At 49.0% G+C, this 1558-nt stretch carries 2 protein-coding genes; both read left to right on the top strand.

Annotated elements, in window-relative coordinates; genetic code table 11:
- Nucleotides 1–299 precede the first annotated feature (299 nt).
- A complete protein-coding gene (locus DDR33_RS21770) occupies nt 300–941 on the top strand; it encodes a DUF6266 family protein (RefSeq protein WP_109417919.1) in 642 nt (213 codons plus the stop codon).
- 66 nt (nt 942–1007) lie between these two features.
- A partial coding sequence (locus DDR33_RS26005) for a DUF6266 family protein (protein ID WP_158280831.1) occupies nt 1008–1558 on the top strand: 551 nt, incomplete at its 3' end.

The raw sequence follows: 1558 nt of genomic DNA, 5'->3' as shown, positions 1-1558 counted from the left end.
TTTTCTTAATTTCCCGCTTGTCAAAGGGCGTATGCTTTCCCTCTCTCTCTGACTTCGCTTTCCTTCTTTTACTTTCCATACACTTTTTAATTTGTGTATAGCTTTTTTAGGAATGGACAGTTTTTTACCCGGAAATTCACGGAAATTGGCGGAAGATTCCGGAAAATTATGGAAGTAAGGCTTTGTAAATTAGGTATTTGTGAAAAGTGACTCTATGTTTGTCCTGTCATCCAGCAATTACCGGTAATCAAGAGGCTGACGTAATGAACAGAATGTTGAACTATTAAATTTTTAAAAACATGGGACAAATTAGAAATGGTGCCAATGGCGGTTTTTCAGGAAAAGCAGGTAGCGTGATCGGTTCAAGCTGGCGCAGCATCGATTATATCAAAGGCTTATCCCGCAGGAGGGTGAAGCCTTCTGCTCAGAGCCAGCTCGATCAGCAGTCGAGGTTCGCTTTGATCGTTTCGTTCCTGGCCCCGCTTAAGAACCTGATGGAAAGATCGTACAGCAGCCGGGATACCAGTCGTGCCACGGGTTATAACCTGGCTGTGCACGAGAACCTCAACAAAGCGGTGACCGGTATATCCCCGGACTTCTCAATCGATTTTAGCAAGCTGCTCATCAGCCGCGGTGCCCTGCAGAGGCCTATAAGTCCTAAAATGACCTCGGAAAAGTCGGGTATAATAGAGGTGGCCTGGTTTCCTGGTTCTGATGACTTAACCGGCAGCCCGGACGATGTGGCGAACATCGTTCTTTACAATACCACTGAAAGGGTACACCTGCTTAGCCTCGGAAAGGCAACCAGGGAAGAGGGAAAGATCGAAATTCCGTTCCCCGATGAGTTTTCGTCTGATTCCATCGAGGGGCTGATGTTTTTCAGCTCTACCGACGGCAAGTACAGTGAGAGTGCTTACCTGGGCAAGGTAACGGCTTTTTAATCAAATACTTTTAATCAGAGTGCAGGCCGGTTTCAGTGCCGGCCGCACTTTTTAACCTTAAAGATCATGAATATTTCCACTAGAAAAGTTCCGGGAGCTAAAAAGGGAGCTCCCAGTATGGCCCAGCAGGCTAACCGTGCAAAGTTTGCACTGGCGGCTCATTTTCTTTCTCCCCTGATGGCGCTGCTCAACGCGGTTTACCAAACGCGTAATAAACAACAGGGCTATCATGCCGCACTTTCGCACCTGCTCAATTTCGCTCTGTGCGGCGACCATCCCCAGATAAGCGTCAATTTTCCGAAGGTGCGGCTGAGCAATGGCAGGCTCTGTGTGCCTGCAAATACTGTCCTTCGGGTAACCGGTACTTCGGTGACGGCAGAGTGGCCGGTGGTGCTGAACGCGCTGGCTCTCGCCGACGACAAGGTGACGGTGGTGCTCTACAGTGAACAGAAGGATGCCTTTCATGTGAAAAGGAATGAGGCGAAGCGGAAGGATGGCATCTACCGGTTTACAATGCCGGAGGAGTTTGAAGGCGACAGGGTACACGTGTATTTGTTCTTTGTTTCGAGGACGGGAAAGAGTGCCTCGAGGAGTGTGTATTTGGGGGAAGCGAGTTG

The organism is Pararcticibacter amylolyticus (assembly GCF_003130405.1).
GTDB lineage: Bacteria > Bacteroidota > Bacteroidia > Sphingobacteriales > Sphingobacteriaceae > Arcticibacter > Arcticibacter amylolyticus.
This window is presented reverse-complemented; position numbering and strand designations above follow the sequence as displayed.

Coding starts and splice junctions, on each gene's coding strand:
- DDR33_RS21770 (WP_109417919.1), top strand. CDS start 300: ATGGGACAAATTAGAAATGGTGCCAATGGCGGTTTTTCAGGAAAAGCA.